The 26,836-nt window shown below is 64.1% G+C and carries 26 protein-coding genes; 3 read left to right on the top strand and 23 right to left on the bottom strand.

Annotated features, from left to right (window positions below; all coding sequences use genetic code 11):
• Positions 1-4 precede the first annotated feature (4 nt).
• From ABD050_RS15500 to ABD050_RS15430, 15 genes are all read right to left on the bottom strand, one after another.
• Positions 5-1,198 (bottom strand): TraB/TrbI/VirB10 family type IV secretion system protein, encoded by a 1,194-nt coding sequence (locus tag ABD050_RS15500; RefSeq protein WP_425542467.1) that lies wholly within the window; start codon positions 1,196-1,198, stop codon positions 5-7.
• Positions 1,195-2,124, bottom strand: coding sequence for a P-type conjugative transfer protein TrbG (gene trbG / locus ABD050_RS15495; RefSeq protein ID WP_343890358.1), 930 nt, complete (start codon positions 2,122-2,124; stop codon positions 1,195-1,197). Before trbG ends, ABD050_RS15500 begins: the two co-directional genes overlap by 4 nt.
• Positions 2,121-2,921 (bottom strand): conjugal transfer protein TrbF, encoded by an 801-nt coding sequence (gene trbF, locus ABD050_RS15490; protein WP_343890357.1) that lies wholly within the window; start codon positions 2,919-2,921, stop codon positions 2,121-2,123. The genes trbG and trbF overlap by 4 nt, the downstream gene beginning before the upstream one ends.
• Complete coding sequence (gene trbL, locus ABD050_RS15485) at positions 2,921-4,222, bottom strand: P-type conjugative transfer protein TrbL (protein WP_343890356.1); 1,302 nt, start codon at positions 4,220-4,222, stop codon at positions 2,921-2,923. Before trbL ends, trbF begins: the two co-directional genes overlap by 1 nt.
• 114 nt (positions 4,223-4,336) lie before the next feature.
• Positions 4,337-5,083 (bottom strand): P-type conjugative transfer protein TrbJ, encoded by a 747-nt coding sequence (gene trbJ / locus ABD050_RS15480; protein WP_343890355.1) that lies wholly within the window; start codon positions 5,081-5,083, stop codon positions 4,337-4,339.
• A gap of 4 nt (positions 5,084-5,087) precedes the next feature.
• Complete coding sequence (gene trbE, locus ABD050_RS15475) at positions 5,088-7,526, bottom strand: conjugal transfer protein TrbE (protein WP_343890354.1); 2,439 nt, start codon at positions 7,524-7,526, stop codon at positions 5,088-5,090.
• Complete coding sequence (locus tag ABD050_RS15470) at positions 7,520-7,792, bottom strand: VirB3 family type IV secretion system protein (RefSeq protein ID WP_150289992.1); 273 nt, start codon at positions 7,790-7,792, stop codon at positions 7,520-7,522. Before ABD050_RS15470 ends, trbE begins: the two co-directional genes overlap by 7 nt.
• Positions 7,789-8,130 carry a TrbC/VirB2 family type IV secretion system protein gene (locus tag ABD050_RS15465; protein WP_343890353.1) on the bottom strand — a complete coding sequence of 114 codons (342 nt, stop codon included), beginning with the start codon at positions 8,128-8,130 and terminating at the stop codon, positions 7,789-7,791. The genes ABD050_RS15470 and ABD050_RS15465 overlap by 4 nt, the downstream gene beginning before the upstream one ends.
• Positions 8,127-9,116 (bottom strand): P-type conjugative transfer ATPase TrbB, encoded by a 990-nt coding sequence (gene trbB, locus ABD050_RS15460; RefSeq protein WP_343890352.1) that lies wholly within the window; start codon positions 9,114-9,116, stop codon positions 8,127-8,129. Before trbB ends, ABD050_RS15465 begins: the two co-directional genes overlap by 4 nt.
• Entirely contained in the window at positions 9,113-9,529 is a 417-nt protein-coding gene (locus ABD050_RS15455) for a CopG family transcriptional regulator (RefSeq protein WP_343890351.1), read from the bottom strand. Before ABD050_RS15455 ends, trbB begins: the two co-directional genes overlap by 4 nt.
• A gap of 2 nt (positions 9,530-9,531) precedes the next feature.
• On the bottom strand, positions 9,532-11,583 hold the full coding sequence (locus ABD050_RS15450) for a conjugal transfer protein TraG (RefSeq protein ID WP_343890350.1): 2,052 nt from the start codon (positions 11,581-11,583) through the stop codon (positions 9,532-9,534).
• Between the two features lie 269 nt (positions 11,584-11,852).
• Entirely contained in the window at positions 11,853-13,727 is a 1,875-nt protein-coding gene (locus tag ABD050_RS15445; protein ID WP_343890349.1) for a hypothetical protein, read from the bottom strand.
• Between the two features lies 1 nt (position 13,728).
• Positions 13,729-16,317, bottom strand: coding sequence for a sensor histidine kinase (locus ABD050_RS15440; RefSeq protein WP_343890348.1), 2,589 nt, complete (start codon positions 16,315-16,317; stop codon positions 13,729-13,731).
• Positions 16,317-17,630, bottom strand: coding sequence for a DNA methyltransferase (locus ABD050_RS15435; protein ID WP_343890347.1), 1,314 nt, complete (start codon positions 17,628-17,630; stop codon positions 16,317-16,319). Before ABD050_RS15435 ends, ABD050_RS15440 begins: the two co-directional genes overlap by 1 nt.
• Complete coding sequence (locus ABD050_RS15430; RefSeq protein WP_343890346.1) at positions 17,627-17,890, bottom strand: hypothetical protein; 264 nt, start codon at positions 17,888-17,890, stop codon at positions 17,627-17,629. Before ABD050_RS15430 ends, ABD050_RS15435 begins: the two co-directional genes overlap by 4 nt.
• A 138-nt stretch (positions 17,891-18,028) precedes the next feature.
• Here ABD050_RS15430 and ABD050_RS15425 point away from each other — a divergent pair, with 138 nt between their 5' ends.
• Positions 18,029-18,490: a helix-turn-helix transcriptional regulator gene (locus ABD050_RS15425; RefSeq protein ID WP_343890345.1), complete on the top strand. Its 462-nt coding sequence runs from the start codon at positions 18,029-18,031 to the stop codon at positions 18,488-18,490.
• A 31-nt stretch (positions 18,491-18,521) separates the two neighbouring features.
• Here the strand turns inward: ABD050_RS15425 and rlxS are convergent, their stop codons facing one another.
• The 6 genes from rlxS to ABD050_RS15395 form a co-directional block, all read right to left on the bottom strand.
• Positions 18,522-20,498: a relaxase/mobilization nuclease RlxS gene (rlxS, locus tag ABD050_RS15420; protein WP_343890344.1), complete on the bottom strand. Its 1,977-nt coding sequence runs from the start codon at positions 20,496-20,498 to the stop codon at positions 18,522-18,524.
• A gap of 264 nt (positions 20,499-20,762) precedes the next feature.
• Positions 20,763-21,119 carry a hypothetical protein gene (locus ABD050_RS15415; RefSeq protein ID WP_343890343.1) on the bottom strand — a complete coding sequence of 119 codons (357 nt, stop codon included), beginning with the start codon at positions 21,117-21,119 and terminating at the stop codon, positions 20,763-20,765.
• Between the two features lie 218 nt (positions 21,120-21,337).
• Positions 21,338-21,946 (bottom strand): lytic transglycosylase domain-containing protein, encoded by a 609-nt coding sequence (locus ABD050_RS15410; protein ID WP_343890341.1) that lies wholly within the window; start codon positions 21,944-21,946, stop codon positions 21,338-21,340.
• A complete protein-coding gene (locus ABD050_RS15405) occupies positions 21,934-22,518 on the bottom strand; it encodes a S26 family signal peptidase (RefSeq protein WP_343890340.1) in 585 nt (194 codons plus the stop codon). The genes ABD050_RS15410 and ABD050_RS15405 overlap by 13 nt, the downstream gene beginning before the upstream one ends.
• Positions 22,505-22,744 carry a helix-turn-helix domain-containing protein gene (locus ABD050_RS15400; protein ID WP_343890339.1) on the bottom strand — a complete coding sequence of 80 codons (240 nt, stop codon included), beginning with the start codon at positions 22,742-22,744 and terminating at the stop codon, positions 22,505-22,507. The genes ABD050_RS15405 and ABD050_RS15400 overlap by 14 nt, the downstream gene beginning before the upstream one ends.
• Before the next feature lie 333 nt (positions 22,745-23,077).
• Positions 23,078-23,377, bottom strand: a complete 300-nt coding sequence (locus ABD050_RS15395) for a DUF736 domain-containing protein (RefSeq protein WP_343890338.1) — start codon at positions 23,375-23,377, stop codon at positions 23,078-23,080.
• Between the two features lie 315 nt (positions 23,378-23,692).
• Between ABD050_RS15395 and ABD050_RS15390 the strand changes: the two genes are divergently transcribed.
• Together ABD050_RS15390 and ABD050_RS15385 are read left to right on the top strand one after the other, a co-directional pair.
• Positions 23,693-24,112 carry a thermonuclease family protein gene (locus ABD050_RS15390; RefSeq protein ID WP_343890337.1) on the top strand — a complete coding sequence of 140 codons (420 nt, stop codon included), beginning with the start codon at positions 23,693-23,695 and terminating at the stop codon, positions 24,110-24,112.
• 138 nt (positions 24,113-24,250) lie between these two features.
• Entirely contained in the window at positions 24,251-24,463 is a 213-nt protein-coding gene (locus tag ABD050_RS15385; protein ID WP_343890336.1) for a hypothetical protein, read from the top strand.
• Between the two features lie 22 nt (positions 24,464-24,485).
• Here the strand turns inward: ABD050_RS15385 and ABD050_RS15380 are convergent, their stop codons facing one another.
• Together ABD050_RS15380 and ABD050_RS15375 are read right to left on the bottom strand one after the other, a co-directional pair.
• Complete coding sequence (locus ABD050_RS15380) at positions 24,486-24,893, bottom strand: hypothetical protein (RefSeq protein ID WP_343890335.1); 408 nt, start codon at positions 24,891-24,893, stop codon at positions 24,486-24,488.
• Between the two features lie 111 nt (positions 24,894-25,004).
• A complete protein-coding gene (locus ABD050_RS15375) occupies positions 25,005-26,762 on the bottom strand; it encodes a ParB/RepB/Spo0J family partition protein (RefSeq protein ID WP_343890334.1) in 1,758 nt (585 codons plus the stop codon).
• Positions 26,763-26,836: the final 74 nt, after the last annotated feature.

Here is a 26,836-nt window from a genome sequence, read left to right as displayed (position 1 = left end):
GCTCCTATCCGCGCCAAGGCGCGAGAATGATGTCCTTATGGACGACCAGGCGCACGGTTGCGCCGGGCCGAATTGTGATCGTCGGCTGGATGTTGAGGTTGCGCGATGTGAGCTGGTCGCCGGCACGCGATACGTTCTGCTGCGTCGACTCCCGAATGGCCTGGACAAGGTCGCTCTCGCCGGTAACCGCCAATTGCGAACCCAATCCAAGCAGCGTGGAGAGCGCAACGCCCTTGAGCAGCGCCCATGTGTGGAAATCCACCTTATCCTGCAGCCCGGCATAGCCAGACGCATCGGTCGCCGGCACGTTGTCGATCCTCATCGAGCTGCCATCAGGCAACAAGATCCGCTGCCAGACGATCAGCGCGCGCTTCTGGCCGAACGCCACGACGCTGTCGTAGGCGCCGATCAGCCGTGATCCTTGCGGAATGAGCAAGATGCGCCCGGTCGGGCTGTCGAACACCTGGCTGGTAACTTGGGCCGTCACCAGGCCCGGCAGGTCAGATCGCAGGCCGGTTATCAGGCTCGCCGAAATGACGCTGCCCGCCGAAAGTAGGTATGGCGACGGTGCCGCCGTCAGCGTGTGTGGATTGATGTCCCCGGAGCGATTGAGTGTGCTGACGAACTGGGCCTTGCGCCCCTGAGCGTTGGGGTCCCGATCCGGATCAAGAACTGGTCCCGATGCCTCCGGCGTTGGGGCGGCCGGCGTCGCTGAGGCGTCGGCTGCTGCTGTCGGCGACGTGGCGGTGCGGTCTTGAACCAACACCCCGGATTGGCGAGCGGCCCTCAACTCCGACAGCCGCCGCTCCCGTTCTTGCGCCTCCGACTGGCCCGACGGATCATTGCCGACGCCGGTTTCCGTTGCCATGCGGCGCTGGCTTTCGAGGATCGGCCTGCCCAGGTCGCCGGGGAGTGGTGGGCCGAGCTTCGGGGTATCGCCATATGTCGCCGGCAAGCCATTCAGAGCGTCAGTCGATGGACGATTGCTCGGCTCCGACAATTCCTGACGCTCGGCGACCGCGCTGAAGATGCGCGGTTTCAGCGCGATCCATGCGACGACAACCAGGCTGACGGATCCCAGTGCGGCGACGGCGATGATCACGCCGCGACGGAAGCGTATCGCGCGCGCGGGGTTCGTCCGGATCGCCAGCGTCTCGGGATCAAGCTTCGCGGTGGGAGAGATGGATGGCTCGCTCATGAGCGCTTCCCCTTTCGCGAGGGAGTGCCGTCACCGACGCGCGCGATCCGGACAACCTGCTGCTTCTTGGTGCCGAACCTGAGCTCGGCCACGTCGAAGATTCGGTCGACGACATAGAACCGGCCGCGGACACGATAATTGACCAGCTCGGCCTCTCCGGTCGGCCCGACGACGAACAGTGGCGGCGCGTCGCCGACGGCGATGCTAGCGGGGAACTCGACAAACGTCTGCCGGCCATCGTCGAACGCACGAAGGGGCCGCCATGCAGGTGCGTCGCCACTGATCGCATAGTTGAAATGGAGGCTGTCGACCGCCAGTCCTTCGGAGACCGGGGCCGCAGCCGCGGCCTGATCGGCGGCCCGGCGGAGGGCGATCAGCTGGTCGGCTGGATATGTCCATGACAAGGCGGCCATCGCGGTGCGCGACGTTGCGGTGAGCTGGAGGTGGTAGCTCCGCCGATCCGTCGTCACGACGAGATTGGTAGCGAGGCCTGCGGTGAACGGCTTCACCAGGATGTGCGTTCGCTTGTCTGCGCCGGTGCCGCTCGTCGTGTCGCCGATGACCCACCGGACTGTATCGCCGGCCGCCACCGCCACGAGATTTTCGCTCGGCTGCAAGGCAATGTCGGTGACGGCACCGGGCGCGGTGTAGACTTGGTAGATCGTGCCGTCGCTGAACGGGAAGATCTGGACCGCATTCACGAAGCCCTGTGCCTGTGGCTCCAGCGTGGCTGCGCGATTGGCCGCAGCGACACGCGCCACCATCGGGTTGACGCGCTTGCGGGCAATCTGTCGCCGAGGCGGCTCCCTCGTCGCTGACGCCTTGGCAACGGCAATAGGCCCCTGCGCTGGTTGAGGCGTCGTGGTCTGGGCCTGCGTTGAAGTCGCGGTGATCGCGAGGGCAGACGCTGCGAGAACGAACTTCATGGGCGTGACTCCTGGGCGGGCTGCGTGGGAGCAGCGAGATTGGGATCGAGGGGTGAGCCGAGCGGCAAGCCTGCCGGGACAGCAGGCGGCGGTGTCGAACGCGACTGCGCGGGAGGATCGAGTTCCCGGCTCCAGTCGACCGCATCGACGTAGACGCCAAGCGGGTTCTTCCGGAGCGTATCCGCATCGGTAGGCGCCCGCATCACGACGGTCAGGATCGCCGTCCAGCGCTGCATCCCGGACTGCGCGCCGCGCTCGTAGGCGGTCTCGGTCCATTTGACTTGGAAGGACCTGTCGGACGCGCGCACCACGCTCGTCACCTGAACCGACACGGTTCGCTCGCCGATTTTGGCAAACGGATCGGCGGTTCGGGCATAGTCGCCGAGAAACTGCGCGCCGCGCTTGGTGGTGAAATCATAGGCTTCGAGCCAGTCCTGTCGGACCAGCACGGGATCGAGCGATCGGCCGCGGACGTTCGCGATGAAGCGCGACAGGTGCCATGCGATCTGCGGATCAGTGGGGTGATAGCCCGCCTCGGCTTCCGAGACGGCGCGCGCCTCGCCCAGCCGGTCGACCTCCACGACATAGGGCGTGATGCGGCTCTGCACCGATTGCCAGACGAGAGCTGACGATAACCCGCCGGTAAGCGCAAGGCACCCGAATGCCATCAGCCGCCAGTTGCGCGCTTGCACGCGGGCGGAGCCGATCCGCTCGTCCCAGACTTGGCCGGCACGCTGGTACGGCGTCTCCGGCTCCGGGGTTTGTCCGTAACGCTGGACGGCGCGTTTGAAGATCATCAGTCGTCCCTTTCCTTGATGTCGGGGGTTGCAGAGGCGCCGCCGCGATCGCCTTGCTGCAGGGTGTGCAGCGCGATCTGGCGGTGATGTCGGGCGTTCTGCTGACCATGCATCGCTCGCGCCCAGGCAGGCGTGCCGTCGGCGTCGGCGGATGATCCTGCTTCGGTCCGGCCGCCGCGGTTGAGGGCATTCCAGGCCGCAGCCCGACCCTGCGAAGCGGCTTCGCCGAGGCCGAGCGCGCTCGAGGCACGGTCGCGGGCGGCATTGCCGGCGGCGCGCGCCATGCCGCCAAGGCCAGCCGTCATCGTCGGTGACGACGCGGTCTCCTTGCCAAGCGTGTAGGCGGTCGAAGCTGCCGATCCCATCGAGGTGCCGGCTCGCACCGCACCGAGTGCCGCGCCGCCAAGGGCACGCGCCCCGCCAACGGCAGCGCCGCCCGCAAGCATCGTGATACCCGCCGCGCCGACGGTCGTGCCGAGCGCGGCACCAGCACCGAGTTGCGGAGCGCCCGCGACGAGTCCCGAGGCAATGCTTGGACCGAAAATGCCGAGACCGAACATGGTGAGGCTGGCGAGCATCAGGCTCAGGGCCTGTCCGATGTCCGGTTCCTGGCCCTGCAGAGCGGTCGTGAACTCGGTGAAGAAATTTGAGCCGATCCCAACGATGACCGCGAGGACCATCACCTTGATGCCCGACGAGACCACGTTGCCGAGCACGCGTTCGGCCAGGAAGCTGGTCCGGTTCCAGAGCGCAAATGGCACGAGGATGAAGCCAGCCAGCGAAGTCAGCTTGAACTCGATAATCGTGACGAACATCTGCACCGCGAGGATGAAGAAGGTGATGATGACGATCGCCCAGGCGAACAGCAGCACGGCGATGGTCAGGAAATTGTCAAAGAAGGTCGTGAACCCCGTCAGTTGAGAGACCTGCTGAAGGAGTGGCCAGGCGGCGGAGAACCCAGTCCCCGCGAGCCGTCCGGGCTTGAGGAGGTCGGCCGCCGACATGCCGCCGCCACCCGCAGTGAGACCGGCCTGCGCGAACGAGCGGAAGATGATGTCGGCAAGCGTCGAAAAGCTGTTCAGGATGAACGCGAACGCGCCGATGTAGAGGATCTTCTTGAGGAAGCGGCCGATCACATTGTCGTCGCCGCCCATCGCCCAGAAGAGTCCGGCCAGCGTGACGTCGATGCCGATCAACGTCACGGTCAGGAAGTGGACGTCACCGCCGAGCAACCCGAAGCCGGCGTCGATGTAGGTGATGAACGCCTGCATGAAGCGGTCGATGACATTGAGATCATTCACGGCTGCTTGTTCCTCGGCGAAATGAAAGAGGCCGCGGGGCGAGGCCGGGGGAGCGAAGCCCCGCCCCGCGGCGGACGACGACGGGAGGCGGACCGTCGCCGCCCTCCGGCGCGCCTATTGGGGGGTGTAGGCGGTGCCGGAACCGAGGAACTTCTTGGTCGCCGCCTGCGCATCGATCTGTGCTTGCGCCTGCCGCGCGCGCTCGATCGTCTCGGCTCGATACTGGGCGGCCATCATGTTCTGGATCTGGAACTGCTGCTTGGCGCTGAGCGCGAGCAGTTGGTTGGTCGCCTGCTGCGCCTGCAGGGACCCTTCGGCGCCTTGGCTCTTCGCGACCAGCGACGACAAGGTCTGGGCATCGGCCGCCACGTTTTCGGCGACCTGCGCCTGCACTGTCATCGTGTGCTGGTAGGCGGTCATGGCGGTGTCGAGGCGAGAGCGCGCGGCAACGACCTGATCGTTCATCCGCAATGCCTGGCCAAAGCTCTGTGGGAAGAGCTGGTGGAATTGCTGGTCGAGGCCGGAGACCTGGAGCCGGATGCCCTGGGCTTGCCCCATCAGGCGGTCGACCTGCTGCAGTGTCTGGGTCAGCGCCTGCAGCTCGGGGAAATCGATCGTCGTCAGGTTCCTCGCCTGGTTGAGCAGGCTGCGCGCCTGGTTCTGCAGCGACTGGATCTGGTTGTTGATCTGGGTGAGCGTCCGGGCGGCCGTCAGGATGTTCTGGCTGTAGTTGCTCGGGTCGAACACCGTCAGTTGCGCGTGAGCAGGCGTACTTGTCATGGCCAGGCCCATGGCGAGCGAGCCGGCTGTCCCGATGCCGAGGGCGCTCGCGACCAGATATTTGCGGGTAAGGAAACGCATCACATTACTCCTTTGCTTGGGGGACGGGAAAATCGGCGAGCAGGTCGGCGGCCCAGTCGAGGCCGGCATCGCCAAGGAAGCGGGCCGCAAAATCCGAGAGGCCATCGTCGGCGATCATCGCGTCGATCCGAGATTGCGTGGCGGGGTCGGACGCGCCGCACAGGGCGAGCGCGATCGGGCCGAGGCCGAGTTCAAACAGCCGGTTGCCGCGCGCTGACTGGAGGTAATATTGACGCTTCGGCGTGGCGCGACTGACCAGCTCGATCTGGCGATCGTTCAGGCCGAACCGCTCATAGGCCTCGCGGCTCTGCGGCTCGATCGCGCGATCATTGGGCAGCAGGATACGCTGTGGGCAGCTCTCGATGATCGCGGGCGCAATGCTGCTCGATGCGATGTCGGCGAGACTCTGCGTCGCGAACAGCACCGCGACGTTCTTCTTGCGCAGCACCTTCAGCCATTCGCGGATACGCGCGGCGAACAGGGGATGGTCGAGGAATATCCAGGCCTCGTCGAGTATCAGCAGGGTCGGCCGGCCATCGAACCGCTCTTCGAGACGATGGAAGAGATAGGTCAGCACGGGCGCCACCACGCCGGCCTGGCCCATCAGCTCCTCGGTCTCGAAGCACTGGACATCGGCGAAGGCGAGGTGCTGCTCGGCCGCGTCGAGCAGCCGTCCATTGGGGCCGTCGAGCGTGTAGGCGCCGAGCGCGGTTCGAAGTGCATTCGATTGGAGGAGCAGCGTCAACCCGGTTAGAGTTCGTTCCTCCGGCGGCGCTGACGCGAGGCTGCCGAGCGCCGACCAGACGGCATCCTTCACCTCGGGAGTGACGAGGACCTTCTCATGCGCGAGCAGCGCCGCGATCCATTCCGCCGCCCAGCTTCGCTCGGTCGCGTCATCGATCCTGCGCAAAGGTTGGAACGCGAGTGTCTCACCGGCATCTGCGCCGAGGCCGAGCGCATGGTGTGCGCCGCCCATCGCCAGCACGGCTGCCCGCGCGGAATACCCCTTGTCGAAGATATAGACCTGGGAGTCCGCGTAGCGCCGGAATTGAAGCGCAATCAGCGCGAGCAGCACCGATTTGCCGGCGCCCGTCGGCCCAACTACCAGCATGTGCCCGACGTCGCCGACATGCGTCGACAGGCGGAATGGCGTCGAACCTGCCGTGCTGGCATGGAGCAGCGGAGCACCGTCGAGATGGGCGTTGCGCACCGGGCCGGCCCAGACCGACGACAGCGGCATCAGATGCGCGAGGTTCAGCGTATGGACCAGCGGCTGCCGGACGTTCGCGTAGACTTGCCCTGGCAGCGACGAAAGCCACGCCTCGACCGCGTTGACACCCTCTCGTATCGTCGTGAAGCCGAGCCCGTTGACGATCCGCTCGATCCGCCTGACCTTGTCTTCAACGCCGGCGCGGTCACTATCGCTGACCGTGATTGTTGTGGTCAGGTGGCCGAACGCGACATGGTCGCCGCCCAGGACCTGAAGCGCGAGGTCGGCATCGAGCACCTTGTTGTCGGCGTCGGTGTCGAGCAGCTGCGACGGCTGGTTGTACAGGATCTCGCGCAGGAGCGCGGTGATCGACTTGCGCTTGTTGAACCACTGCCGGCGCAGCTTGGTCAGCGCCTTGGTGGCGTCGCTCTTGTCGAGCGCGAGAAAGCGCGTGACCCACCGATAGCCGAAGTCTTGATGGTTGAGCGCATCGAGGATTCCCGGCCGGCTCATGCTTGGGAAGCCCAGCACGGTCAGGGTGCGAAGGTGGGTGCCGCCGAGCCGCGGCTCCAGCCCGCCGGTCAGCGGCGTATCGACGAGCAACGCGTCGAGATAGACCGGCGTCTCCGGGACCGCGACATGATGCGGGCGATTGGAGATCGTACCATGCAGGAAGGTGAGCGTCTCGGAGTCATCGAGCGCGCGGACCTCGGGCATGAAGCTCGCGAAGAGATCCAGGGCGCGATCGCTTTCGGCGACGAAGCTGGACAGCGCTCGATGCCAGTCGCGGCCCTTGTCCGCATCGGGCCGCTCGACTAGCGAACGGCCGGCCGCCTCGGCGCTATCCGGCGTGGGCAGCCAGGTCAGTGTAAGATGGTAGCGGCTTTCATAGTGCTCGTCTTCGCCAAGGAAGGCGGCGCGGCGTTCTTGGTCGACCAGCCAGGACGCGGCGTCCGGAAACTCACTGTCGGGGTAGGCAGATGCCTCGCGACGTTCGGCCTCGAAGAACAGCGCCCAGCCCGTCCCGAACCGCTTGAGGACATTGTTGGCCCGAGCACAGGCAGAGATCAGCTCGCCCTCGGTCGCGGATTCCAGGTCGGGTCCTCGGAAGCGCAGCGTCCGCTGGAAGCTCCCATCCTTGTTGAGGATGATGCCGGGCGCGACGAGCGCCGCCCATGGGATATGGTCCGCCAACCGGTCGGGCCGGTGACGATATTCGGCGAGATTCAGCACGCGAGATAGCCTTTCTGGCGGAGATGACGGATCAGCACGGGTGCGAAATCCGGGTCGCGGCGCGCCGCGAAGACAGCGATGCTGTGGCCGACTGCCCAGAGCACAAGACCGGCGATCCATTGCTGGAGGCCGAGGCCGACGGCGGCGGCCAGCGTTCCGTTGACGATCGCCAGCCCGCGCGGTGCGCCGCCAAGCAGGATCGGAGATCCGAGGCTCCCGTGGATGGGAGCCTCGAACCCTTCGAGATGTTGGCCGGCGCCGATCACGCGATCAGCGCCCCACCGCCGAAGCTGAAGAAGCTAAGGAAGAAGCTCGACGCCGCGAATGCGATCGACAGGCCGAAGACGATTTGGATGAGGCGCCGGAACCCGCCGCTGCTCTCGCCGAAGGCCAGCGTCAGGCCAGTGACGATGATCACGATGACGGCGACGATCTTCGCGACCGGACCCTGGACGGATTCAAGCACCTGCTGGAGGGGTTGTTCCCAGGGCATGCCGGATCCCGCCGCCTGCGCGGCCGGGGCTATGGCGAGGGCCAGGCCGATGGCCGCGCCGATAAGGAAGGTCGATCCGCGAGTCGGAATTTTGGCAAGCTGCATGGTCATTCTCCTTGGGGGTTGAGAGGCAAGAGGAAGTCGGCGAGCGCGTAGGCGCCGGTGTCGGGATCGAGCCCGGCGACACGCGCGATCTGCGAGATGCGGCGCTGGAGGCCGCGTCCGGAGATGAAGACGATGACGTCGATCGCCTCGGCGATCAGCCGGCGCGGGACCGTGACCACCGCCTCCTGGACAAGACCCTCGATCCGGTAGAGCGCGGAGATCGCGCTATTTGCGTGGACGGTGGCGATGCCGCCGGGATGGCCGGTGTTCCAAGCCTTGAGCATGTCGAGCGCTTCGGGACCGCGCACCTCTCCCACGATGATGCGGTCGGGGCGCAGGCGCAGCGTCGAGCGGACGAGATCGGCCATCGTCACGACGCCCGGTCGCGTGCGAAGGGCCACCGTGTCAGCGGCGGGACTTTGCAGCTCGCGCGTGTCCTCGATCAGGATGACGCGCTCGTCGACCCAGGCCATTTCGGCGAGGAGCGCATTGGCGAGCGTGGTCTTCCCCGAGCTGGTGCCGCCGGCGACCAGGATGTTGTAGCGCTGGGTGACGCAGGCCTTCAGCCGGTCGGCGGCCGCCGGCGCCATAATGCCGTCGGCGACATAATCGTCGAGGCTGTAGAGCCGCTCGGCGGGCTTGCGGATCGAGAAGCAGGGCGCGGTCGACACGGGCGGAAGCACGCCCTCGAACCGCTCGCCAGCGCGACCCTCGACATGAGGTGGCAGTTCGGCCGAAACGATCGGGGCATCGCCATGCACTTCGGCGCGCGCGTGCGAGGCGACGAGCCGGATGATCCGCTCGACCTGCGCGGCCTCCATGCGAACCTCGGTGTCGGTGCGGCCCTCGCCCAGCCGATCGAGGCGCAGTGCGCCGTCGGGATTGACCATGATCTCGATGACACGGGAATCTGCAAGTGCTTCGGCGATCGCCGGCCCCATCGCCGTTCGCAGCATCGCGCGCCGCCGGTCCGCAGAGATGCCGGCGCTCACGGGTTGGACTCCGCCGCGCCGCCGAACCCGTCGGCGATCGTCCGCCGTCCAGCGGCGATCTGCCGGCCGACCTGGGCGATGAAGGCATCGAACCGCTTGGCGGCGATTGCCCGGCCAGCATGATCATTCTCTGCGAGCGGGGCCTGGATCGCGAGCTCGTAGCGGACGAACAGGGCAAGCGTTTCGAGCTGGATATGCCCGTCGCGCTCAAGCCGTCCGATGGCGGTGGTCAGGCGATCGAGCCGGATGCCGAAGCGATCTTCCAGTTCGGATGCGCCGCGCCGGTTGAGCCAGGCCGTGACTGCGTCGGTCAGGATCGCCGATTTGGACGCGCCCGGCTTTGCGGCCAACGCCTCGAGGCGGTCGCTTACCGGTTTCGGCAGGAACAGCTGGTGGCGGATCTTCTCGACCATGGTCACAGGTCCAACTGGAGGTCGCCGGGCCGATGCCCGTTCGAACCATCGGCGCCGGCATCGATGGCGTAGACAGTGCGTGCGGTGCCAAGCGCTCGTGCCTGATCCATCGCGCGCTGATCGGCTGCGGCATCGTCGTCGTCAGCGCCGAGACCGAGCGGATCGGTGGTGACCGGGTCGGGAGTCAGCGGACGATCGATTTCCTGCCCGGGTTGCCGGGCCTGCTCCAAACCTCCGCCAGCATCGCCGCCGACCTCATCTTCTCCGGCACCGAGACGTGCATCGGTGCCGCGAACGGTGCCTGCCCATACGTCCGGTCGCGCTGCCGGCCGGTCGGCATAGTCGCCACTCGCCAGCGTGGGCGGTGGCAGCACGCGAGCCTTGAAGGTGTCGTCCTCGAAGTAGCGAAGCTTGGTCGCGCGGATCGGTGGTGTGCCGGCGACGAGGACGAGTTCGTCAGTCGCGGACAGCTGCATCACTTCGCCTGGCGTCAGCAGGGCGCGTGCAGTTTCCTGTCGACTGACCATGACATGGGCGAGCCAAGGCGCGAGGCGATGCCCAGCATAGTTGCGCATCGCGCGCTGCTCGGTCGCTGTTCCAAGCGCATCGGAAATGCGCTTCGCGGTCCGCTCGTCATTGGTCGCGAACGCGATACGGACATGGCAATTGTCGAGGATTGCGTTGTGTTCGCCATAGGCCTTCTCGATCTGGTTGAGGCTTTGCGCGATCAGGAAGGCGCGCACGCCATAGCCGGCGAGAAAGGCGAGGCTGGTCTCGAAGAAGTCCAGGCGACCGAGCGCCGGAAACTCGTCGAGCATCATCAGCAGCTTGTGCCGGGCAAACGCGTTCGCCCCATTCTCGGCGTGAAGGTGCTCGGTGAGCCGACGGCCGATCTGGTTGAGCACAAGGCGGATAAGCGGCTTGGTGCGGCTGATGTCAGAGGGCGGCACGACAAGGTAGAGCGAGACCGGCGACCTGCCCTCGACGAGGTCGGCGATCCGCCAGTCGCAGCGCGACGTCACCATCGCCACGGTCGGATCGCGGTAGAGACCAAGGAACGACATGGCCGTCGACAACACGCCGGATCGCTCGTTCTCGGACTTGTTGAGGACCTCTCGCGCCGCCGACGCCACGACAGGGTGAACGACAGGCGCGTCGACCGTGCCCAGATGATTTGTAGTCATCATTCGGTGCAGCGTGGCGGTGAACGGACGTTGCGGATCGGACAGAAAGGACGCCACACGCGCGAGCGTCTTTTCTTCCTCGGCATAGAGAATGTGGAGGATGGCGCCGACGAGCAGCGAATGGCTGGTCTTTTCCCAGTGGCTGCGGCGTTCCAGCGCGCCTTCGGGATCGACGAGGATATCGGCGATGTTCTGAACATCGCGGACTTCGTCGATCCCGCGACGAACCTCCAGCAGCGGGTTGTAGCGTGCCGAGCGGGCATCGGTCGGATTGAACAGGAGGCAGTGGGAGAAGCGCTGGCGCCAGCCAGCGGTCAGCTGCCAATTCTCGCCCTTGATGTCGTGGATGACTGCCGAGCCCGACCAGCCAAGCAGGGTGGGCACGACCAGGCCGACGCCCTTACCGCTGCGGGTCGGCGCGAACGCCATGATGTGCTCGGGACCGTCATGGCGGAGATAGCGTGGTCCGGTCCGACCGAGAAAAACGCCGGAGTCGGTGAGCAATCCGGCGCTGCGGATATCCTTCGCGCTGGCCCAGCGAGCGGAGCCATATGTGGTGATGTTCTTGCGCTGGCGGGCACGCCATAGCGATCCAAAGATCGCGGCGGCGCAACCGACGAGACCGCTGGTCGCGGCAATCGCGCCAGCCTCCTCGAATATCGTCGGCGCATAGGCCTCGAACGAGAACCACCAGCCGAACAGAGCCCAAGGCAGGTAGATCGGAAGACCGAAGGCGGTGAACCATGGCCGGCCAAGTTCGGGCTGATAGGCCAGTTCGGCTGCCGCCCACTGGGTCGCAAACCATACGCCCGCCAATACGATGGCGAACACGACAACGATCTGTCCGATGAGCAATTTGGTCGGGGTCATGCGGGCCTCCGCCCGCACGAGAATCAGCCTGTGCGGGCTCGACCGCTAAATTCAGCGATCTCTCTGCCTCGCGTCAGAGTCTCTCTGGTGCCGCCCAGTACCGTTTGAGGGAACGTCGGCGGCTGGACGAGATTTTTGCAACCCGCGTTTTCCGCGCCTGACCTTTTCTCCTGTCTGACATGCGCGCCTTACGGCAGCCCACCGTCCGAACGCTGATCAGGATTCCACCCGGTACCTTGGAGATGCTGAACTTGATGGCGATCGATCCATCACGCTCTTTTTGCGGCGCCTTGCTGCGCTGCATGTGCATCGACCTCTCCTGCAGGAACTGCGTCGGCGGCAGGATTTGTCGGCGATGCTGTCGCGACAGGCGCCAATTGGCTCGATTCGACATTCCCAGGCGACATATAATCTAAGTCAAAGGCATGTCGGCTCATCACGGTCGTATATTGATCAAGCAATGCTGCGGAGTACGGCGCCCGAATTCTCCCGCAGCGGCGGAGACGCCACGTCACCCGCTTCGGGCGCTTGATGGTTTGCTTGTTGGCGCGCGTCGCTGTCGCGGGCTCGAACACTGCTGTGTGGATATGCCGGAAGGCATCTGCCGAGGAGAATGCTAGCTGGAACGCCATATTGATCGTCGTGCCTGCGTCCAACTTCACCGCAGCTGCGAGGGCAACAGACGGCTGGGCCGTGCGATCATCATAGACCTTCTGTTGACCGGCAAGTAGATGCTCGGGTGCAGAGTGCCCATCATCGACTCGAACGCGCCCATCGGGGCGAAACGATGCCAAGTCCAATATCGATAACTTTACGACGCTGGCGTTACGGAAGTCGCACGCCCACTGCTCGCCTCGAAGGGTAAATGGCAGAAGTGGCGCTTTCGGATCGGGTTTTCCTTCGACCGTCTTATTTTTCAACGGAACGAGAAATGCCGTGTCCTGAGCGCGCTTCTTTTCGTCCGGTCGCAGGGAAATGTCGCAAGGCTGGCCGAGCAGGACAAATTTCTGTTTGCTCGCGGCCGTCGCGCTTTCGTCTGAATCGACCTCGAAGACATCGCCGCAGGCGATGGGTGTCAAAGCCCGATTCAACAGTTCATCGGACTCCCAAACTTCCGCCTCACGAAAAGCGGTCAAGTGAACGTCGGGAGACATGTTGATTGGTTTCAAGGTGATCCCGCGTAGCGCTCGCAACCGCTTCGCGTTGTCCAGAACCTTTTCGTCTGTGCCAAAGAATTCTCGAGCACTCTTACCCAGGTGCGCGGTAATCGCGCGCTCGACGACATGAAGTTCAGAGACTCCCTCTTTGTAGCCACGCTCAAAGACATGGGATTCCAGCTGCTCAGGCGGCACGCTAAGCAGATTGTTGGCTGCGTCATCGATTGCCTGATGAAGCGTCTTCTGCGCTTCGTGCAGAACATCATGCACGCTCTTGCGCAGTCCGGCCCGTTTCACACCGACGCGAAGCGCCTCCGCCATCGCATCAGCATCTTCCGGGTTATCATAAAGACGTTCTTTCGCGATCACGCACAGCGGAACACCCAAGCCACCCAAATCGGTCAGCTGTGACCGCAACTCGGATTCGCTCTTCGCTTCGCCAGAAATGTCGGTTTCGTGTGTAAGGATGAATGCCGTTCCCGACGACTTTTCGTTCCAGAGAGTTCGCAGCACATCGAGACCCCGTGTCTTCGATCCACCTGCTTCGTTTAGGTCCACAACATAGCTGAGTTCCGGGTCGCCTCCTTGGCAAAGCGCCGCGAGTTCCCGGTCCGCCTTATCGAATGTCCAACGATCCGCGGCGACTACACCGAGCAGCGCACACGCCTTCTCGATCGCGCTCGCTGATAGTTCGCCGGTCGCGAAGTCTTTGTTTTCACCTTCCTTCGCAAAGAATGCCGCCTTGATTTCTGCCACGCGCTCTGCACCAAGGTCGGCCAGGATCTGGGCGATCGTGCCGAGCGCGGTGTCGGCGTCATATTCATGCTGCGCCAGCGCGTCGTTCAGCTCTGGAAAATCGCAAGCGATCGCGGTCTCTAGGCTATTCGTGAGAAGCACCGCCAACTGAGCCGGCGTGTCGTTGAAACAATCATCGATCCAGATCACCCGCTTCGCGCCGAGGATCGCCAAAGCCTCCGAAACCTCCATCTCAGACCCCCACGACAAGTGGGCGCAGATTCACGGCGAATTTGTAGCGATTGCCCGTGTCGTTGCGGTCCGGCAGCAGCGTCACCTCGCAACCGTCAATCCGCAACAGTTCGGTTGTGATGAACAACCCGAGCCCTTGGCCTGAATCTCGCTCCGGCTTTGCGGTAACGAATATATCGAAGAGCGTCTCTTCGTAATGCGGGTCGACACCTGGGCCATTGTCGGAAAGCACGAACCCAAACCCCGTAAGTTCAACCAGGATTTCCCTCTTGCTGCTTACTTGACCTACGATCTCGCCGCGGCGAAGCCAATATGAGCTGTTGCGAACAAGGTTGTCGAACACCTGCAGCAATCGCGGCCGATTCGCACGAACATTGGAACTGGTGCCAATGATTCGAGTCTTGATACCCGCGCGATCGAGTGCATTCGCGCGTGTCTTGAAATACTCCTCGACGAAATCCCGCAATACGATCGTCTCTTTGATCGCACGAGATCGAGGCAGCATCGGATCGATCAATGACGCAGCGCTTGAGATTGCGCTGCAGGATGTTCGGATCGCGCGCAAATGAGGGAGCAAACCTTTGCCCGCGCCAGTTGCCATTTTCTCGATCGCCGCAGTCCGTTGACGAATCTCGGTCAAATGGGTCCGGAGCTCGTGAGCCAAACCGCGTGCACTCAGGCCAACTGCCGCACTCTCGAAGAGAGCCACCATTTGCTCGTCACGATCCTCGAACTCTTGTCGAAGCCGTACGAGGTTGGCACCCGATTGCGCGCTTTCGGTCAATTTTGAACGAACGATTTCCATCGCCAGGACGGCATTGCTCGCCAACTGCAGAGCCTTCGTGGCGGAGCCTTCTCCCGGGACCTGTTTTGCCTCCCGCTCGAGCTGCTCGATCTGCTCTTGCAGTTCCCCTGCGATGCGCGCCGCATCGTCGCGAGCAGCTTCTGTCGACTGGAGGCCAGCTTCCAACTGCTTGAACGAACCGGTGACGGTAGCGGCAACGCCCGCAACCTCAGGCCCGACTTGTTTCTTGTAATAGTCGTCGAGCGCGCGGCGCACTTGCTCGAGTGTCTCGTTGGCGAAAATCCGGCAGCGACGCGCTATTTGTAGGAAGCCGCGATAGGCTGCGTCTTCGACGAAGCCCTCTCGATCAGACTTTTCCACGAGTCGGTAATTTTCTTCACCTGTCAGCGCAAAATAACCGACAGTGTTGTCGACACGCATACCGTAGGTGCTGCCCGAGGTCATTCCTGCGGAAAGCTCAAGCCAGTCGCCTTGTGAGCGCACGCGAAATCCGTCCCGAAGGATTGAGATTCCGGTCATCCCTTTAATCAAGTTACGATCGACACCTAGGCCCGCTGCGGCCGGCTCGTCGGCTTCTCCCGGATCGTCAAGATGGAAAAAGTAGAATGCCCCGCCGAACGCCCCGGGATCTATGATAGCCGCTCCGCTGTCGAGTTGCATATCCGACCATTGAAATGTGCGCTTGAGCGTAATGAACCAAGCCCCGTCGAGCTCTATCTTCTTGTCTTTATAGGCCTTCAGACGCCCGTAGCTATGAAGCGACTTCGCAAACCCGGCGCCGCCATCCTTATCGAAGACAGTTGCCGTCCTGCGACTAGCTTTGGCACTGCGCGTCGAGGTGAAAAGGCGCTTCCGAAAGCGCGCTTCCGCAATGAGAATATGTTTCTTCGGATCCTTGGGGTCCCGCTCCCACTTGAACTGGAAGTCGGCGATTGCGCGTTTGAGCACTTCTTCGGTGACGGTGACGAGAGAGTGATCGACGCCATCCAGTTTGACGCCAACGGGAAAAGTCGAGGTCGTCTCAAACGGAGAGATCAGTCGCGCCAGACTCCGCGTAATTTCGCTGATACGATCCTTGCGGCGCCACTCCGGTAGGTCGCGAAGACCCAGAACGGAAACACGGGTCCCTTTGAATTTATCGTTGTTAGGGATCTCGTCCATGAAGACGGGAATCTCATCGACGGTCTTGGCGGATTCACAGTCCGCCCAACGAAATTGTGCAACTGCAATCGGACTCGAGGGAGCCGTCGCAGTCTCGATACGTAGGATATCGCCGAGCTTCATGGAACCTAGTCGTCCCAGGCCCTTGTCGCCGAGCGGTGTGCGGCCTTTGGCGGTTTTCGCCTTCTGCGCACCAGGAATTCCTCTTTTGCTCGAGCGGCTAATGACCAACCACGACGTCCGCAATTGATCGGGCGAGAGACCGTCCCCCTTGTCCTCGATCGTGATCCGGCCGGTGTAGGTCAGTTTCCGTTGGATCTTTTCTGCAGCGTCGACCTTCGTTGTCGGCAGCAGCTGAGCTCCCGTTTCGTCGAAGAGTTCGACCGTGACTGTCTCGGAGGGGCGGTCGAACATGCGAAGTTTTGCTGCGGAGCCAGATTCAACCTGAGCGCCAACCTCACGCGTGTCGATGTCGATAAGACACCCCGGTGCATCGGCGTCGTAAGCGTTCTTCACGCACTCTAGAATCGCTTGTTCGACATCAGTCACGAGTTCGCTGCCGAGTTGCACAAGGACATGTGCGCCGACTTTCAGTTCTGCTGGCTGATCTGGATCATCAGACATTATGCGAACTCAACGACAGTAGTTGTTTCGGCCGTGATCATTACACCTTGGGAATTGCGGGAGGGCATTCGCTTGTTCGGCAGCTGTCGACGCAGATCGGCGATTGGCTTCCCGCCAAGATGTGTCACCATATCTTTGCAAATCGCGTCAAAAGGTACAGTCATCCCTGCCGCAGTTCGGTTACCAGTCGTCAGCACCCAGTGTGCCGTTGCCCCCGAAGACGAGCGGAGATGGCATAACGCGTCGTAGAAGTCGCCGACGAAACTGGACACTTTGCGCACCGCTCGCTGCGTTCCCCGCGCTTCTGCCTCAAGCATGAACTTGTCAAAATGGGGCGATATCGCGCGCACGGGAACTGCCTTATCTTCCGAGCCACGGACGGTGCCTCCCAAGCTCGCTGAATCCAATGAGTTGGTGTTGGCCATCAGCCGCCTGGCTGAGGCGCCTGGGAGGTCTCTTTCCGGCATCCATCGCATCGCCAGATATGAGAACTGACCATATGGTATGGTCGTTTGGTTATCGCCATATGGCGGCGACGTAACCAGCACCTGATGCTCCGCCGAGGGCCAATCAAGGTCCGCGTGCCGGGCATCCTCGCACAGGATTTTCACTAGCGGACGCGCGGCGCTTCGCTTGTTCAGCAATGCCCGATAGTCGCGTACACGCATGAGTGCTTGGCGCAGGTTAGACTCGAATGCCGTGACCACCTTGTCCGCCGCCACGCGATCATCCAACTTGCGGATATGCAGCTTATAAGTGCTGGTGCGGCTGTTAGAGCACTGTCGGACGGTTTCGGCGAAAACGGTCCACATCACTTTGCGGGCGTCGACATCATCGACCGACAGAATCGAGCGCCGCAACAAAGAGAACTTGGCCGCGCTCGCGTCGTCGAACCACTTGGCGCGGCCCGGGAAGTCCACATCTATTTCCTCGCCGACGTCCCTGCGAAGGGAATCCAGCAAGATTTGGGCGGCGCCCTCGACATCGACGCCGCCATCAATTGCCGCTTTTGCCTCGCATACGAGAGCCGCCAGCGGATTAATATCGATGCCTGTGAAGTTGAGGCCTCGAACAAGCGCCTCCGTCATCACGGTGCCGGAACCAACGAACGGGTCCAGCACGCGTGACTCACGTTTCGTCGATGCGAGGATGGCATCGATGATGTCACCCTGCATCCGAGGGACCATCATCGCAGGATAGCGGAGCAAGCCATGAAGATTGGGCCGACTATGAGCCCCAGTGTCGCTCCAAGACACAGGCGGACGACTTTCAAGTTCGAGCAGCCGCTGGCGCAACGATTGGCGCTTGATCATTTCTTGCCACCGCGGCGACCGGCGATGTCATCATCCGTTATCTCGATACCGGCGCCACGAAGCGCCTCCAGGACCAAAGCCCGGCGCGTCCGACCGGTCTCAACGGATTTGAGATCGATCGCGCGCTTAACCTTAGGAGGAACTGTGATCTGCAAAGGGACTTCTGAATCCGCTCGGTTTCCCGCCGCACTCGCGCTTTTCGCCATACCCATTCCCCTCATGTAGGCTGCTGGCATGATTTCATTAAATGTGGAAGCCATTAAATCATGAATTCATGGCTGAGGAGCATCCGCATGATCGCCAGCTCAAAATATGATGCATTCTGCCACTTCAGATCAAAACTAAGTGGCATCCTGCCTCATTTATACCTATGAGCCATGGTTTTTCAGGAGGTCAAAGTGAACGGCCAGGAAGCAAAGGCCCTGAGAAAGCGGGCGGGCATGTCGCAAGCTGAGTTTGGCATGGCAATCGGACTATCACGCGAGAGCGTCGGCCGAATGGAGCGTGGCTCGGAGTCGATCGATCGCAGGAGCGAACTCGCCATGCGGTATATCGCTGAAAAGGCGCCCGTTCCGCCGCGATCTCTGGCGCAAATCCACGAGAAGGTCATGTCCATTCTCGACGAAGCCGCCGTACGCGGTCGAGTATCCTACGAGGCTGTTGTTGTCCTCCGGACCATCCCATCGGAGTGGGTAGCGTCTGACGGCAGCGCGCTGGGCGCCTCCCTATTGCAAAACGCGCAGGGTTTGATCGGGATCATCAATTGCCTCGACGATGCTGACCCATATCGCGCCAAGGTTCATGAGGATCTTCGTCAGCTCAAGCTCGCATGGGCGGCAAACAGGGTTCAGGATGGCTGATCTGGCATAGAGCTCTCCTGCGGGATATCGCTTACCCGATTTCTGGTCCCGCTCGTCCGCGTCCGATACGCCAGCTAATTCCGTCGTTACTCACAACCCCAACGACGCTGTTGCCGATCCGGCGATCTAGCACCGGGCGCCAAGGGACGAGTGTGAGTTCCCGGCTGTTTTCGACGACCGCGAAGCGACCGCTGGTTAGATTGATCTGGCGCACTAAGCGGCCCTCGATGGCGTTCCCAGCGCGCATCTCGACGAACGGCTTGCCCATCTCGCCAGCCAATTCCTCGCCAGCACGCAGAACCTCGCGACGCTGGAGCATCATTATCGCGTTGGCGCGAAGCCGAATCCGATCGCCATCGACATCCGCAAGCTGCTGGTCGACAAGCCACTGCTGCCGGAACGCCATGGCCGCACGGACGTCGCGGCCGAAGCCGGCGTCGCGGATCGGCAGCGGAGATTGCGATGCGAGCTCGCGATCGACCCAGGTTGCCGCGTCGGCTCCTCGAAGCTGTTCCAGTGGCTGCACAGACAGGGTCTCGACCTCGACCGGCTGATCCCGATGACGGCGTGCCTCGTAGGCGGCGGCACGATCGACATGGTCAGCCGGGATCGTCCAGGTCCCGTCCGGCTCGCGCTCGACGCCAGCGCCCGCACGCCGCATCGCCTCAAGCCGCCGCGTATGGGTCTCGGCGAACGCCTGGGTGGCCGAGGGGTCTTGCCGCAGATGCAGGTCGGCCGAATATCGCCCGCCATTCGCCGCCGCCACCTCGGCTACAACTCGGTCGGCGTCGCGAATCTCCAGGCTTCGCGCCGATACCCGCACGATTGCGCCCTCTGGTATCGGCGCGACGGCGTCGCCGCGCCCGATATCGACATAATGGGCATGGCCATCGACGCCGTCGACCAGCAGATAGTGGCGGTCACGGTGCTCATCGGCGAGGCCGCGCGCGATCACGCGGCCGACCACCGGCTCCGGATCCGTTTCCCCGGCACCGAACAGGCTTCGCCCGAGCCACGGCCGCTGGAGATTCCGGGCGGTCAATTCGCGCTGCATGGTGCGGATGATGTCGCCCCGCTCGCCAAGCGTGCGCAGCGTCCCCTCCAGATCGTCGGCGAGCCGCCAGCGACCACCGCCGACGTTATCGGCGAGGTCCATGCTGGCGAGCTTCTGCAACCGGCCGGCTCGCAGTGACTGCTGGAAAGGATCGCGGTCCGCCGATGTGACCAGTCGATCGGCATCCATCGACCTGATCAGACGCCGGTCGATCGCGGTCATCCGCTCCTCGCCGATATCGTGACGAAGCCGCGCCTCGATTTCCTGGTCGGTGCGCGGCCCGAGATCGAGCGTCACCAGCTCGGCTGCCCGCTCGCGGATGCCGTGCGCAATATACTCGCGGGCGATGATCAGATTTTGGCCGGTGTCATCGATGCCGCGCAGCATGATGTGCGTGTGCGGATGGGCGGTGTTGAAGTGGTCGACCGCGACCCAGTCGAGCCGCGTACCAAGGTCGGCCTCCATCTGCGTCATGAGCCGGCGGACATAGGGCTTGAGGTCGGGATATTCCGAGCCGTTCTCGGCCGAGACGATGAAGCGGAACTGATGGCGATCGCCGTCGCAGCGCTGGAGGAATGCCTTGCCGTCGGCCGTGTCGCGCTCGGCGGAATACAGCTCGCCTGGCGCGCCCTCGCGGGTAACGCCGTCCCGCTGAATGTAGCGCAGGTGAGCGCGCGCCGCAGGCATCCCCTTGGTGCCGATGCGGACCAGTCGCGTCTTCACCACCGCGCGCCGCGCCCGCATGCCGCCGAACCGATCGCGGCTGGAAAGCAGACGTCCCATGCTGGCGCCGCGGCCGATTCGGCTGCCGTCGAACCGCCGGCTCCTGATCGAGCCTTTCTCGGCCGAGCGGACCGCCGCGCCGACCACGCGACCGAGGTAGCGGCGCGCGCGCTTTCCGCCTTGCTGACGCTGCCGACCGAGCCGTGGCGTGAACTCTTCGTCGTCGCTCATCGCGGCCCACCGTCGCGGCCACAAATCTCGCGAATTCGGGCTGGAAATGGCGGATTTCCGCCAATCCTCGCGAGCATGTCTCGTGGCGCCCGTGCCATGTCTCCAAGAAAAACGATGTGCAGACAATCACTTGGCACCTGTCGCGAGACAGTGCCTTTCTCTTGCTTTCGCCTTCTTCCTTCTTCTCCCTCTCCTCGGCTCAAAACAAAGGCCGGGACACGATGCCGACCCGGCACCGCGCCCCGGCCCGAAATGCGCATATCCTCACGCATCCGCGAATGCCGCCAAAGCCTGCTTCCGCCGCCCAAATTCGCGCTTGCCCATCACTCCGTGCGCGTTTCCATCGCCATCGACGATCATTACCGCCACGAACCACCGGCCATCCAGTCGCCCGAAAATCCGAACCCGATCCAGGTCGATTTCCTCATCGTCGGTGCTCTCATAAGCGCCAATCCAGCGCTCCTGATCCCGCGCATCCCAGAGAAAATCGGTCTCCTCGGCCTCCAGAAACCGATGCGCCAGAGCCTCCCCGACACCGTGGCCGAACTCGATCTCCAGCCCCGAAACCAGCGCCGCAATCACGCGATCCGACGCCACCGAAATGGGTTGAAACATGCCCATGATCATCTCCTTCGCTTCTGTTCTCCTGATCGAGAGCATCGTGAAGAAGACGGGTGGCGGAGCGGCTGTCAGGGCCGCGGAGCGAAGCGGAGCGCCGCGAAGCGGACGTGGGGGGAACCGATTTTCGCAGAAAATTGGGGGGCACCCACGGGCCTTGATAGGCGCTTCGGCAGCCGTCAGGCTGGGCCTGTCGAGACGAGCCCCTCCCACGCCCGCGATCATGGCCCGACTTTCCGGACAGCGAACAAGGACGGCTGCGGCTCACGAACCGTGGGCGAGGTTTGATCCCCGGACACGATGCGCCGGACGACGAACAGCGGGGGCGGAACTGCTGCCTGACTGGCCAGCGAGGACGGCTGCGACGTGCCGCCAACCGTAACGAGATAGGCCACCGTCTCGCCGGGAAGCCTCCGATTGCCGGCAAGCCAGGCGGCATAGGCGCCCGGTCCCGCATTGTAGGCGCCGAACAATCCCGGATAGCCGAAGCGGTCATACATCAGCCTCAGGAAACACGTGCCGGCGAGGATGTTATCGCGCGGATCGTCGGGATTGGTGCCCAATCCGAGGCGCGCGCGCATGTCCGTCCAGGTCTTGGGCATGAGCTGCATCAGGCCCATCGCGCCGGCGCGACTTCGGATCGGGCGACCATTCAGCGTCGTGTAGCCCCGGCTCTCGGCCCGCATGACGCGCTCGATCCAGCTCGTCGGAATACCGAATTTGGCCGACGCCTCCTCGATCAACGGCCGCCAGCGCCCGACCTCGTCGGCTCGCGCGGCAGTGGCGGCCAGCAGCAGCATGGCCGGGAGCAATCGGGTCAGCGCGCCCATAGCAGCCGCGCCTTGCCGACCACCAATCCGCCTTCGGTCACGCCGAAATAGCGGCCGTCGAAGGACGCCGGACTGCCCGACATGAGCAGGAAGAGCTGGTGGCCGCGAAGGCGCACACAGCCGCTCCACCATTTCATCGGCCGGCCACTGGCGTCGGCAATGCGGCGCTCGACCACCCATTTTCCGTTGACGAAGATTTCCTGACCGAGCGCGCAGACCTCGTCGCCCGCCACCGCCGCGACGCGCTTCACCAGCGGCACGTTGGCGGGAATGTAGCGCCGCTGCGCCGCTATCATCCGCCACGGATCGGGCACCCGCGCGATGACCATGTCGCCAGCATCGACGGATGCTCCGGGGGTCACCGCATAGAGACCGACCGGGGCGCTGGCGCTGGCATTCCACACCAGGCGCGGGGCCGGCGGAAACGCCGTCGTCAGCCCGAGCAGCGCGATGCCGACGCCGGTGATCGCAATGCGACGACCGAGGCTCCGACGCCGCTGCTTGTCGGCGCGAAGCTGATCGCCCCATTCCAGCAACGGTGTCGTCGAACCACGAATGTCACGCCTGGTCATGGTCGCGGCCTCCCATTGACTGGGCCTTCGACCATGCGTCGAGATCGTCGATATGATACTGGACGAAGCGGCTGTGCAGCCGGAACACCGGCCCCTTGCCGGCGCGCCGAAGCCGCTTGAGCAGCCGGCTCGAGAACTTCAAATAGGCCGCCGCCTGATCGGTATTGAGGTAGGGGGAGCCGCGTTTCGCGCGGGTCGCGCGGGAGATGTCGTCGTCGCTGTCCATTCTTCCTGTCCGGGTCCGAAAGCGATGGCGATCTGCCGTCGCTGACACCGGGAGTGGCGGGCGGGACACTGGTTGCGGAGTGTCGGAATCGCGGCCTGCGTTTTCGACACACCTGATGCGCCGGGGCGTGAATGCCCCGCGCGCCGGAGCGCGCGGGGCTCGCCTTCGCCGGCAAGAGCGGTGTGGGTTATGCCGGGTGGCAGGGGATTTGTTGGTCCCGTGCGACGGTAAGCTGACGGTGCAGACGCCCCCGCCTGCAGGGTCTCTCGCGAGCTATGGCAAATCCGGCTCACCGCTCGTGCCCCGCGCGCGGTGGCGCGCGGGGCATCCGGTTCAGCGCGACCAGATGAGCTTGTGCTCGCCGTCGTCACCCTGGCTGAGTGTCGCGTAGATCGGAGCCGGGAACGACGGATCGTCGAGCTTGAGGCTCAGATATTCTGCGCCGGTCTCGCGCGCCGCCTTGGTCCAGGCCGCCCCGAATTCGACGCCCGAAGCGCTGACCCGGTGGTCGGGCGACTTCTCGTTGTCGCGCTCGCAAGGGCGGATGCTCGCCTTGACGCGAAGCGTCAGGGTCCGGATTTCGCCGGTGTAGACGCCGTTTTCGCCGCGGGTGAAGCTGCCAATCTGTGCCATGATAACCTCCTTCAATTGATGCGATGCCGCCCGATGCGGCCTCGACAGGCGGTCGATCAGGCGGGCGGAGGACGGTCCCGCACCCGCAGGGCCGCAGCACAGCGGAGGACGGCCAAAGCCGGGCTTCTTGCCTCGCGAGGAAGGCGAGGGAACCGAGCCGGGGAAGAAGGTCGGCGACGCCGTTGCGGGACCGGCGGACCCCGCCAGACCCGCCGAGAGAGAGGTCCGTTCAGGGCGGCAGTCGACATGCAGGAGGTCTGGCACCGTGCGGATGACGCTCGACAATCGGCCCCCGGCACCGCGATAATCCTGTCCATGCTTCGTGCCCTAGCGCTCTCCTCCGTCCTCATTGCCGCGACACCGATGCCAGCGCCCGCCGGCGCAGCTGACGAGTACGATTCCGGCCGGGTGGCCTGGGTGACCGACGGCGACACGTTCCGGCTGGAAAGCGGCGAGCGGATCAGGATCGCGGGGATCGACGCCCCGGAAACGCACCGCGACCAGGCCAGATGCGCGGGCGAAACGCTATTGGGATTGCGGGCAAAGGACCGCGCCACGGCGCTGCTTGCGGGGCGCGACGTTACCTTCCACCGCGTCGGCCGCAGCTACAACCGTACCGTCGCCACCGTCGTCCTCGACGGCCATGATCTCGGCACCGAGCTGGTGCGGATCGGCGTCGCGGCGTGGTGGCCGCGCGGTCGGCCGAAGCCGGACTGGTGCCACCGCGCATCCTGATTTCGGATTTGATCGGGGATGGCCGGAGACTATGATCGCAGGGCGTGCAGCGCCGCCAATATGTCGCGTCGGTGGACGCTCTCACCCCCAACAGAGTACCGGAGAAGCGATACGCTCTCCACTTCCGGGAGGTTCATGATGAAGACGATCGAACGGGCCGCCCGGGCGCTCTGCAAATTCGACGGACATGCCGAGAATATCCGGTTCGAGGGCGGCCCGATGTGGCAAAGCTACGTGCCGCAGGTGCGTGCGCTACTCGTTTCTGTTCGCGCGACGGCTCCGGCAGGTGCGGACGCCGAGACCTGGCGGACGATGATCGAGGCCGCTCTCGCCGAGGGCGACGGCATCTAGGCTCGCCGCGCGCCATCAGGATCTAGTCTTTCCACTCGCTCCGGCGGGCGGGCAACCGCGTCTGCGCCGTCCTGAGCTTCGGCTTCGAACCTCTGTTGCCGCGCACGACCGGCACGCCGTTCTTGTCCAGAGTTCGAATGCTCTCCTTGACGATGTTCCGGTATTTTCCCGAAGCATCCCAGGCCCAGTCGAAGGCGACGGTATCGGACGCAAAGACCCATTTCTGCGCGCCAAGCGCGAGGAAGCTGTACCAAGCGTCGCCGATCTTGATGCTGTGCCCGTGCAGCGCGGCGGTGTTGCCACCCTTGCTGGGAGGCCTGCTCGGTTCGCGAAGGACGGTCCGATAGTCGCCGATCACGCTCCAATCGAGCGTCTGAACCTGGCTCTCAGTATCGGTGTCTTTATCGGGCATGGCGCCGGCATAGCCCATCGCATCGGCTGCGGGCACAAGAAAAGCCGCGCGCCGCCGCCGGAACGGCGGAGGCGCGCGGCCGGATTTTGAGGGTCCGTAGGCGGGCGGGGTTTCCCCCGCCCGCGAGGATCACGCGGCCTGCGCGAAAGGCTCCTGATCGGCATCGGGGTCCGGCTCGGGGGTCCGCGCCGCCTCGACCTTGGCATGGGCGGCGACGGTGCCGACGCCGCCGCGCGCGGTGTAGGCAGAGGCCGGGAAGCCCAGCCATTTCGGCACCCAGCGCCCGACCTTGGTCCGCCCGTCCGCGCCATCGAGATGATCGCGGACGATGCGCTTCAAGGTCTTGGTCTTCTCGCCCGCATTGGCCGTGGCGACCGTCTCGCCCGCCACTTCGGCGACGATCCGAGTCAGCACTTCCTTGTCGCGGATCAACTCGAAGAACGCCGCGTCTGCCTGCCACCAGTCGGCCATGTCGACGCCGATCTGCGTTCCCGCCGCCGTGACGGCGGCGCTGCCGCTGGCCAGCGTCTCGCCCATGACGACCGTGATGATCTCCATGACGATGGCGTCGGGAAGGTCGATCAGGCGCAGGAAGATGCCCGCCACCCCATAGTCGTCGCCATTGCCGCCGGTGACGGTCGGCTCCTCGGACGAGAAGTCGAGAACGCCAAGCACCGCGCGGCGGCGCTCGTCGAACAGCGTCTCGCCGCGACAGGTTTCGAGGCTTTCGCGGACTTCGTCGTTGCGCGCCGCCTGCGGTTCGGGCGACACCCGCCACAGATGCGAGCCGCCGATGGCGTGCGCGACCATCAGGCGCAGCGCGATGCCGGGATGACCGAGCAGGGCGGCGCGCACGGCGGCGTGACGGTGCAGGTCGAGATAGGTCTGCATCGTCGATGTGACCTCGGGCCGTGCCAGTTTCGCGGGTTCCGGGCTGTCGCCGCGCGCGGCGCGCCGGGCTTCCTTGGCGGAGAGATAGCCCTCGTGGAAGGTGACCTCGCCGGTCGAACGGACATCGACATAGACGCGCCCGCCCTTGCGCTTCGGGGCCTTCTCATATTCCCACGAATGGAAATGTTCGGACGCGGGGACGATCACGACATCGCTCCAGCCTTCCTCCAGATAGGCCGCTCGGCGGGCCTCGATGGCCTCGTTCTGCGCGGTCCAGAAGGCGTCGGCATCGGCGAAATAGCGGTCGTCGCCGAACAGGTCGGCGACGGTCGCTCCCTTGAAGCCGTCCAGATCGAACAGCGCGAAGCGCGCCGGGATCGACTGCCCGCCGAACAGCCATGCCTTCATCTGGTGCCCGGTCGGCACGTAGGTTTCCGGGTCATCATAGAGCGCCAGCCACGCGCGTTGCTGGCTCTTGCTGGCAAGGGTCAGGTGGCGGACGGTGGCGCGGTCGATCTTCTCCGCCGCATAGAGGCTGCGGACACGCGGCAGCAGATTGCCGAGCGCCAGCACCCGCGCGATGGTCAGGTCGGGAAGGCCGAAGGTCGCGGCGATGTCGGCGACGTCGCGGCCCTCCTTCACCAGCCGGGTGAAGGTCTCCCATTGCGTGACCTCGTCGGCGTCGAGCCGGGCGAGGTTCTCGATCATCGACGCTTCGATGGCGGCGGCATCGTCGGTTTCGGCGAGGATGCGGCAGGGCAGCGGCTCAGCTTCGCCGGTTTCCTGCGCGACGATCCGCGCGGCATGGAAGCGCCGCGCGCCCGCGACGATCTCATAATGGCCGTCCTGACAATTGGGGCGCACCAGCAGCGTCTGGATGATGCCGCGCTTGCGCACGGTCGGCAGCATATCGGACACGTCCGGGGCCTTTTTTCCATAGCGCATGTTGGTCTTGCTGACGGACAGCTTGTCTTGATCGATGAAAACGAGTGTCATGGCACAACTCCTTGTGAGTGCCGGTCCGTCGCTCTTTGCTGGGATGGCGGACCGGTTTTCGGATTGGCGGCGAA

Origin of the sequence: Sphingomonas oligophenolica (assembly GCF_039522915.1) — a bacterium.
Taxonomy (GTDB): Bacteria; Pseudomonadota; Alphaproteobacteria; order Sphingomonadales; family Sphingomonadaceae; genus Sphingomonas; species Sphingomonas oligophenolica.
The sequence above is the reverse complement of the archived record's forward strand: the minus strand, read 5'-3'. Positions and strand labels throughout refer to the sequence as shown.